Source organism: Shigella sp. SIG3 (assembly GCF_053555855.1).
Genome location: NZ_JBQZXE010000136.1, coordinates 1 through 8,929 on the forward strand (window position 1 = coordinate 1; position 8,929 = coordinate 8,929).

The window sequence follows — 8,929 nt, forward strand, 5'->3', positions numbered from 1 at the left end:
TCATCGTCTCCAGAAGCAATGCAATCATGGCTGCAAAACAACGCCGGTGAGTTAGCTCGTGTTGGCGTTAATCCTCAGGACGTCGCTCAGATGTACCAACAGAACCCGCGGCAGTTCGGCGAATTTGTCGATCACCTGGGGATGAACAGTCTCGGACCCGAAAAATACTTTGACCTACAGGATAAAATGCAGGGTCGCCAGGTTACCATGCGCGGTCAGGACCTGGATTCGCAAACCGCCGCTCGGAATCAGGCAATCACAATGCGCGGGCAAGATATCCAGGCGAATTTAGGTCAGCAGCGCATTAATCTGGACGCAGAAACAAACCGCATTAACAACGAAAATAAGCGCCTTGACCGGATGCTATCAGCAGAAACTAACGACCTGAAGCGCCAGGAAATACAGAGCCGCATAGCAGCCAACAACCAGCAGTTGCAGCAGAAGCAGCAAGCGCTAAATGATGGCTACAAAGACGGCATCAACACCCTCACAACCAGCATGTTAACTCTGAACGATATCGTTAGTTCTCCTTCACTTAAGAGCATTACAGGCTTACGTGGAGTAATCCCCAACGTTCCAGGCTCACAGGCTGCAGACACTCAGGCACGACTTGATACCTTTAAATCCCAAGCATACCTGACAGCGGTTCAGGCCATGCGAGGCATGGGCGCACTTTCTGATGCCGAGGGCAAAAAGCTCGACCAGGCTGTTGGTTCGCTGCAGAACTCGCAGAGCGAGGAGTCCTTTCGTCGCAACGCTGGCGTCATCCTGAACACGCTCAACCAGAAGCGTAATGAGGCGGTTGGTAAGTACGTTCAGCAAAACGGTATCAAGCGAGTGGAAGCGCCTCAGGCTTCTATAGATTACCTGAAGCAGCACCCCGAGCTGTCAATCGACTTCATTAATCGCTACGGATATCTTCCATCTTTGGGGCAGTAAATGGCTAATTACCGTGATTTGTTAGAGCAGGCTGGCGCACGTTACGGTGTGCCAGAAGGGTTGATGACTGCACTGGGTGCCAAGGAGTCTTCTTACAACCCTGCCGCAGTAAGCTCCGCCGGGGCTGTAGGATTGACTCAGGTCATGCCTGGGACATGGCGTGATATGGGTTATACCGATGAGCAAATGCAAAACCCCGAATATCAGGCTGACGCTGGCGCGCGCTATCTGGCAAAGATATACCAGCAGTTTGGTAACTGGCGTGACGCTCTTCAGGCTTATCACGACGGTCCCGGCAACGTTATGAAGGCAAAGCGTGGTGAATATACGCCAGGACCTGAAGGCCGCGGTTACGTTGATGATCGCTTTGCTCAATGGGCTGGTGACCCGGTGACAGACTCAACAGTCGAACAGCGCGCCACCTCTGCAAAGGTACATCCTCAGCAAGACCCTAACAACCCGTTTGCACAACTGGAAGTACAGTCATCCGAACAAGTATCGGCATCAGGTGTGCAGTCAGACCCAAATAATCCATTTGCTCAGATTGAGCAGCAGGCAGCCAGTCAGCAGCCACCTCAACCCGTAAGTTCTGTCGCACCGAAACCTGTTCAGCAACAAACAGTTAATCAGGCCAATAATGCACCAACACGGGAAGAACCATCATTGATGCAACAAGCTGGCGATTGGCTCACTGGTGGTCAAAGTGCAGGGTAAATTGCAGAACAGGCTGGTCGTGGTCTGGTAAACATACCATTTGACGTATTGCAGGGTGGCGCAAGTCTGATTAATGCAATCAGTCAGGGGCTTGGGGGGCCAAAAGTATTGGATGATGTTTATCGTCCAGTAGACAGACCGACAGACCCCTACGCGCAAGCTGGAGAGTCAATAGGCGGTTATCTTGTTCCTGGAGCAGGTGTAGCTGGAAACATGGTCATTGGTTCTCTCGCTGACGCGGCGAATCAACGGGGTGATTTTGCCGAAAATGCCGCTATTAATGCCGGACTTAGCATTGCTACGCATGGCCTGATAAATGGTGTTACCCGTGGTGTTCGTGGTGCATCAAATATAATTAGTGGCAATAAAACATCTGCACAGAGAGCGACCACTGCGCCAACAGAAACATCACCATTCTCCGGTGATGCCGCTGCAGCAACAAATCCTGCGGTTCATGCCGCAGAGGCAAGAGTAGCACAAGGTGTACCAATGACGCCTGCGACGAAGAACCCAGAGGAAGTCGTTCGCACAGTAGCAGCACAAAAAAGGCCAAATCTCGCTTCATCGCTTGATGAACTAGATATCAATCCTCAGGCTGAAGTTCTGGAGTCTGCTGAAAGGCTTAATGTTGATTCATTACTCCCTTCACACTTTTCCGGGAACGAGCAATACAAGGCAGTTGAGCAAGCAATCAAGTCCCGTGCGGGTTCTGCTCTACAGGTGCAGGAAAATGAAGCAATCAGGCAGCTAGCACAGGGCGCGGGTGAGATAATTGATCGCGTTTCCGGTGCAAAAGATGCTCTTGGTATGAGCGACAAGTTTATTGATACGGTCAATGGAAGAATGTCTGCGCTGATGAAACGAAGCGACCAGCTTTATCGCAATGTTGAAAAGGCGATGCCTGCAGGTGCAAAAATTGATGCGCCATCAACAAGGTCAATGCTCAAACAGGTGGCAGAAGATCTTGGCGGGATGAAAAACCTTGACCCTATTGAAAAGAGAGTCTTTCGGGCAGTTAATCCAGGCAAGAACGGCGCATTAACTTATGCAAATCTCAATAAGCAACGACGACTTGTTGGTGATGCACTTCATAAGAATTCTGGACCATATAAAGATGCTGATCGCGCTGCTTTATCGAGGCTTTACGGTTCGCTCGCCGATGATCAAAAGGCGGCGCTGTCAGAGACAAATGCATTACGTGATTTTGAAGTTGCTCAGAGGCTTGTTCAGATGCGAAAAAGCATGGAAGAGCAAATGATTAATCTAACTGGCAGAACGCTGAACGGTGATGTTTCTCGCAAAGCAACTACAGCACTACAGGCAATGTCGAAAGGCGATGCCAAAGGATTTCGTGAATTGATGCAAAACACGCCGTCCAGGAAGCTAAGAACCGAGCTACTGGGAACAGGTCTTCGGGATATGCTTTCGAACGGAAAACGTGGCGCTGATTTTAATCCTGCAGGGTTTGCTGACTGGTATCAAAACATGTTAGCAAACGGGCAGATGCGCAATCTTGCCAGACATTTACCAAAAGAGACTATGTCAGGTCTGAACGATGTATATAAGGTCGCAAAGGCTATCAAAGATGCAAAATCTTACGAGATAACTACAGGAAGACTAAACGAGTTCGTCAAACGGTTTAATCGCGTCACTGCGGCAAATGAATTTGTTGCTAACCATGCCCAACGCATTGGCACTGCGGTTGGTTCAACTGTGTCAGGACCGTTCAGTGCAGTAGGTGCTGTTGCTGGGTCAGAAATTGGGGCAAAAGTCGCCAGCAAAATCAGGGCGATGGGCGGCGCTGAATCAATTGAATCTGCAGAAAAGCTAATTAGCTCACCAGAATTCCAGAAAGCAGCAAGGCTGGCAGTAAAACAAGCACCAGAAAGCATCGTTGATACAACTGTAAGACGCTCTTCTGCTTGGCGCTCGTTTTACAACTCACTTCCAGAATCAGATAAGAAAACCATATCAAGGCTAGGCATCATGTACTGGATGAACAGTGATGATAACCAGAAGTAACGGAAAGCCACGGATGGTTAGTTGCTGTCTTTTTTATATAGCTCCTTGAGCGTATCAAAGACAATTTTCTTAACCATATCAGATTGTTGTTCTGCCATACGCTCTGCATCGTCAATGTAAACTGATGCAGAGCTTTGTTTAGCCAATGATTCTTCAATCGCTGCAATTATCTCTGAGTTCAGCGAACTGTTATTCATCTTCGCACACTGTTTAATTTTCGCGTGGAGTTCATGCGGAAGTCTCAAGTGAAACTGTGCCTCGTCGTATTTGCTGTACATCCTTGATGCCTCACCAGTTGGGTGGAATGGCATCGTAACCTACTGGATAAATATTCAATAGTGCCATTTCGGTATGCAATCACATCATGATTGCATCATATCATTCGTCTGGAGCAATGAAATGTCAGATATCGCCGCAAATGTTGTGGTCAGCATGCCTTCGCAACTCTTCACTATGGCGCGTTCTTTTAAAGCCGTAGCCAATGGCAAAATTTATATCGGAAAAATTGACACTGACCCGGTAAATCCTGAAAACCAGATTCAGGTTTATGTAGAGAATGAAGACGGATCTCACGTCCCTGTTTCTCAGCCAATTGTTATCAATGCTGCCGGATATCCTGTGTACAACGGGCAGATTGCCAAATTTGTAACTGAGCAAGGCCATTCAATGGCTGTATATGATGCGTATGGTTCGCAGCAGTTCTATTTTCAGAATGTGCTGAAGTACGATCCTGATCAGTTAAAGCAGTTACTTCAATCAGATGAAGGAGCTGCTCACATTGGCACTAATAGCGGCAAAAATCTCCAAGAGGAGCTATTTGCAATAAAAAATGAAATATATCAAGACCCGCTTACATCGTGGCCTTTCGGTGGAACATTAAAAATAAAGCAAGGGGTGTACGATATCGCGTCACCACTCGTTCTTGATTACGGCAACTATGACGCTAAATTTATTGGTTCGACAGGAGTCCGTGCTCATTATTCCGGAGAAAATATGGCAGAAACGATATTTAACTGCCATGCCTCGGATTTCAACTTAAAGATGCTCGGTGATACAGTCGGGGCAACCCAACGTGTACACGCCTATGATTATCTGGGGGACATTACACTTAAAGGTTCGGGATCGTCTTACGGTCTTCTCGTAACCAATAAAGCATACACTAAATTAGAGAACATTGTGTCTTATGGGCACACTACCGGCGAAGGGTTGCGTACAGACTCGGTGTTAACGTCAGAGTTAGATAATGTGTACTTACAGGGTAACCGTATTGGCTGGCGCGCACTTAACTCCAGTGAAGGGTCAGAGCTTAATGCCATTACAGTTAACCGATTAACTGCAAGCCAGAATACACGATGGGGTATACTTGGTGATAGATGGGGGGCAGGAACTACTATCAACAGCCTGACTTGTGAAGGAAATGGTACTCAGGGGGATTCCGGTACAGGTGGTGCGCAATTAGCCATAAATGGCCTTAACGGTTCGTGTGCTTTGGTGTTAAACAACCCATACTTCGAGGCTAATGCCGGGGGGGCAGACCTTGCTATAGATAATACTGGGACGCGACCTGTAACGGTAGTTATAAACGGTGGAAATTTTCATCGCGTGAGCAGTGAACGCTACACGCACACGAATATACAAGTAACAAGCTCAGGTGGGGGAAAAGTTATAGTCTTACTCAATGGCACAACGTTCCAGAGCGCAGGGGATTATCAGCCAAGTGCAGATCGACCATACTGGATAACAGGGAACAATTGCGAATTGATCGATATTGGTTGCACCTTTATGGAAATAACCAGTAAGGCCACATCGGTTTCTGCAGAGTCAGTTACGCGCTCAGGGAGAATTAACGCCAATGGTAGTGTAGACATTGCGCCGGGTGTTTCATCCGTTAACGCGCATGCTACTGGTGTGTATGATGTAACGTTTTCTCATCCGCTCGCAGCAGCTACTAATGGTTATGTGGTTCAGATAACACCTATATCTGCGCCTGATTCAGTTAGTTGTGATGTTACTTATATTGGTGTAGATACATTTAGGGTGACCCTGCGCAATACGCTTAGCGGAGCAGGAATCTCCAGTTCGTTTGCATTTAGCATTACCAGGCTACTATAAACACGACAGCCTCCCTACGGGAATACGTAGGGAGGCGGATTCATTGTTATTTATTAATGTGAAGTTTTATTTTTTTATTAAATCAAGAGTTAACCATGGAGGGAGCACTGTAAATGAGACGGCTTCTCCATGTTTTGCTTTATTTATTAATTCTGCTCCTTGAGACCAGTTCATGTCAGGAAGAGGGGTTATAAAAAAGTTTAATTTTATCATTGCAATAAGGATGACTGAAACATAGATTTTAAAGAATATTTTTAAGGTTTTATTCTTTATGCATTGAAACAAACAAACGCATATTAATGAAAAAATTGCAATATGAATATTTACAAAATACCTTGACCCGTTTCCGGTTGCAAGTGTTGGCAGTTGAGGAACAGAATCTGCCAGTTGAGGTTTTGCCATAGAAAATGCGACAATAAGTATTGGAAGGGTGGCAAACACTTTCATTTGCCAATTTCCTTTAATATAAATGAAAACACATAATGTAATTACTAAAGTTGATAGTGTGTACGATAAAAGGTGATTATCCCATCCAGCATTAGCGATATTCCAAGGGACAAATGAAAAAAGAAATACATTAGATGATATTATAGATGACATAACATCAAAACTGAATCCTAATGGAGCATGTGATCTTGTTCCATTAAATGTAAGAATTATTGATGTTGCCTGTATCAGCCCACACAAGATCATTGCCAAATATGGCAGTCGAGTATAAAATAAGTATAAACCTCTTATGCTTATTACTCCTTTTGATAAGTGTAAATATTTAAAAACAGATGATGCAATTATGAATATAATAAATGGACCGCTCAATCCAGATAATACTATAAAAAATAAATCATGTGCTTTCCATAATTTTGACTTGGATTCTTCAGATATTATTATCATTGCAACATACAATGATAAATACCAGTGAGCATTTGTTATATTGGCTTGGACTTCATCAAGCCCGGGCATGCAAATTAAATATACAGAGATGAAGATTTTTGATGTGGTGCTTAGGAATTTAAATCTATCGGTAAATAAGAACCATATAATTATAGCTCTAATTATTATTCCAAAAAAGTTTGATAATAATGGTGCGTAAATTGGATTAATAAATGTCGTCGCACCAACAATGAGTGTTGATACTGTTTGAAAATAACCATTTCTTGGGGTTATGAGTGAACTGAAAAAACCTTGTTCGTATGCATCTTTATACCAAAAAACTGCATCCTCAGCCCAAAACTGGGCATTTGTCAAAATGTCAATGCGCCTAAGCCAAATCAAAGTAAATGCAAGTATAAAAATTGATATCTTGTGCCAATTGCGCATTATGAATATCTTCATAAGATCATCCTGTTATTTTCTGCTTTTAATTAAGTACCGTGGTCTTGATTTTGTTTCTAAATAAATTCTACCTATATATTCACCGAGAACACCAATCCCGATCAGTTGCACTCCACCCAGGAAAAGTATTGATACAAGCATGGAGGGATACCCGCGTACTGGGTTACCAAAGACAATGGTGTCTATAATCATCCATGCACCATATAAAAATGAAATGCTTGCAACAAACAAGCCTATATAAGTCCATACGCGAAGAGGAAAGGTTGAAAAACTTGTGATACCTTCCAGTGCCAGATTCCATAATTTCCAGCCATTAAATTTTGAGATGCCAGCAACACGCTCTGTGCGTACATATTCAACGACATCTGTCTGACCACCAACCCAGCTCAGTATGCCTTTCATGAAAAGATTGCGCTCAGGCAATAGTTTAATGTTCTCCACAACCTCACGAGACATGAGTCGAAAATCTCCGACATTTTCCTCTATTTTTGGGGTGCTTATTTTGTTGTGTAATTTATAGAACCACTCAGCTGTCTTACGTTTCAGTCGTCCATCAGTTGAGCGGTCTGAACGTTTAGCAAGCACCATGTCAGCACCTGCCTGCCACTTTTCAATAAGATGAGGAATAACCTCAATCGGGTCTTGCAGGTCAACATCAATTGGAATCACGGCATCGCCGGTTGTATGGTCTAACCCTGCAAACAATGCTGGTTCTTTACCAAAGTTGCGTGTAAATGACAGCGGAACAACTAGCGGATCAGAAACAGCCAGAGCGTTAATGATTGACTCCGTAGCGTCTTTGCTTCCGTCATTTATGAAAACAATTTCTACTTCATATGGCTTCAACTCTTCGAATTCACGTACCGTTTTATAAAAAATTGGTATCGCTTCTTCTTCATTGAAGACAGGAACGACAAGAGATATCTTCATTTCGCATCCCTAAAGACAATGAACTTTGAATAGACGAAACCGCACACCAAGCTGATGGCGGAGAAGGTAACAAGAGTGACAATTGGAGGAAGTGAACATCTATCAGCAACCCATCCAACAGTAGCACTCAGTGTTCCCATGAACCCGACATATAACATGTAGCGCATCGTTGTAGTTGATGCTTTGAATGTGAATTTTGCATTCGCAAAGAAGCTAAAACTCACAGCCACAACGAAACCTGCGAAGTTTGCCATAGCCTGATTGGTATGCGCGGCATAGATACATACACCAAAAACCACCCAGTGTATAAGTGTGTTCAGCACGCCTATAGATGTGTACTTTGCAAATAGCTTTAACATTTCTTCTATCAGCTAATAATCAAAGGCATGAAGTCTATCATCCAAGTCTCAATCGATCGATACTTGCGGTAGTTGATGAGAAAAACTCTGGCACACAAATCTTTGCACTGGATTGCAAGGCTTTGTGCTCTTCTGTGAATGTGTGGCTATATGTTTGAAGATCGTTGTGCCGTATTTGTGACATATATATGGCAACATCATTCATCAACTTTCTGTTTGTGCCATCAACTATATCTTAGTGAATGCGGTTAATGCTTGCTAAAACAGATAGTTATGATTGGTGCTACAGATTCGTAATGCGAAGGTCGTAGGTTCGACTCCTATTATCGGCACCATTTAAATCAATAAGTTACACATCATTAGTACTTTCCTTATTTTTTGACTGGGACAAATTTGGGACCGATGGGTTTAGGATCGAGTCTATTTGCCGTGCGTGTTCGGTAAGGTGATTAGGTGCAAGGTGAGCATATCGACGAACCATTTCGATAGACTCCCAGCCTCCCATTTCCTGTAACACTGAC

Annotated in this window: 6 protein-coding genes and 3 pseudogenes; 4 read left to right on the forward strand and 5 right to left on the reverse strand. The window is 44.2% G+C overall.

All coding sequences use genetic code 11. From position 1 onward, the window contains the following. From ACUU1I_RS17825 to ACUU1I_RS17835, 3 genes and pseudogenes are all read left to right on the forward strand, one after another. A partial coding sequence (locus ACUU1I_RS17825) for a phage DNA ejection protein (RefSeq protein WP_449144869.1) occupies positions 1 to 939 on the forward strand: 939 nt, incomplete at its 5' end. Next, a pseudogene (locus ACUU1I_RS17830) lies at positions 940 to 2,658 on the forward strand (lytic transglycosylase domain-containing protein); the annotation flags it as partial. Positions 2,659 to 2,838: 180 nt separating this feature from the next. Beyond that, positions 2,839 to 3,675 (forward strand): annotated as a pseudogene (locus ACUU1I_RS17835) (hypothetical protein); the annotation flags it as partial. Positions 3,676 to 3,692: 17 nt separating this feature from the next. On the opposite strand, the gene ACUU1I_RS17840 reads toward ACUU1I_RS17835, so the two are convergent. Beyond that, complete coding sequence (locus ACUU1I_RS17840; RefSeq protein ID WP_000287051.1) at positions 3,693 to 3,953, reverse strand: Arc family DNA-binding protein; 261 nt, start codon at positions 3,951 to 3,953, stop codon at positions 3,693 to 3,695. A 121-nt stretch (positions 3,954 to 4,074) separates the two neighbouring features. On the opposite strand from ACUU1I_RS17840, the gene ACUU1I_RS17845 reads away from it, so the two are divergent. After that, a complete protein-coding gene (locus ACUU1I_RS17845; RefSeq protein WP_001279737.1) occupies positions 4,075 to 5,787 on the forward strand; it encodes a phage head-binding domain-containing protein in 1,713 nt (570 codons plus the stop codon). Positions 5,788 to 5,853: 66 nt separating this feature from the next. Here the strand turns inward: ACUU1I_RS17845 and ACUU1I_RS17850 are convergent, their stop codons facing one another. The 4 genes and pseudogenes from ACUU1I_RS17850 to ACUU1I_RS17865 all read right to left on the reverse strand — a co-directional run. Beyond that, positions 5,854 to 7,119, reverse strand: a complete 1,266-nt coding sequence (locus ACUU1I_RS17850) for a hypothetical protein (protein WP_000688544.1) — start codon at positions 7,117 to 7,119, stop codon at positions 5,854 to 5,856. 12 nt (positions 7,120 to 7,131) lie between these two features. Then, the gene (locus tag ACUU1I_RS17855) at positions 7,132 to 8,049 is read right to left on the reverse strand and encodes a glycosyltransferase family 2 protein (RefSeq protein WP_000703648.1); all 918 of its coding nucleotides are present in this window, start codon (positions 8,047 to 8,049) and stop codon (positions 7,132 to 7,134) included. Further along, positions 8,046 to 8,408 carry a bactoprenol glucosyl transferase gene (locus ACUU1I_RS17860; RefSeq protein ID WP_000915539.1) on the reverse strand — a complete coding sequence of 121 codons (363 nt, stop codon included), beginning with the start codon at positions 8,406 to 8,408 and terminating at the stop codon, positions 8,046 to 8,048. The genes ACUU1I_RS17855 and ACUU1I_RS17860 overlap by 4 nt, the downstream gene beginning before the upstream one ends. 349 nt (positions 8,409 to 8,757) lie before the next feature. Beyond that, positions 8,758 to 8,929, reverse strand: a pseudogene (locus ACUU1I_RS17865) (integrase); the annotation flags it as partial.

Bases quoted from the DNA above. Each gene is read 5' to 3' on its own strand.
- ACUU1I_RS17860 (WP_000915539.1), bottom strand. From the start codon at position 8,408: ATGTTAAAGCTATTTGCAAAGTACACATCTATAGGCGTGCTGAACACA.
- ACUU1I_RS17840 (WP_000287051.1), bottom strand. From the start codon at position 3,953: ATGTACAGCAAATACGACGAGGCACAGTTTCACTTGAGACTTCCGCAT.
- ACUU1I_RS17850 (WP_000688544.1), bottom strand. From the start codon at position 7,119: ATGAAGATATTCATAATGCGCAATTGGCACAAGATATCAATTTTTATA.
- ACUU1I_RS17855 (WP_000703648.1), bottom strand. From the start codon at position 8,049: ATGAAGATATCTCTTGTCGTTCCTGTCTTCAATGAAGAAGAAGCGATA.
- ACUU1I_RS17845 (WP_001279737.1), top strand. From the start codon at position 4,075: ATGTCAGATATCGCCGCAAATGTTGTGGTCAGCATGCCTTCGCAACTC.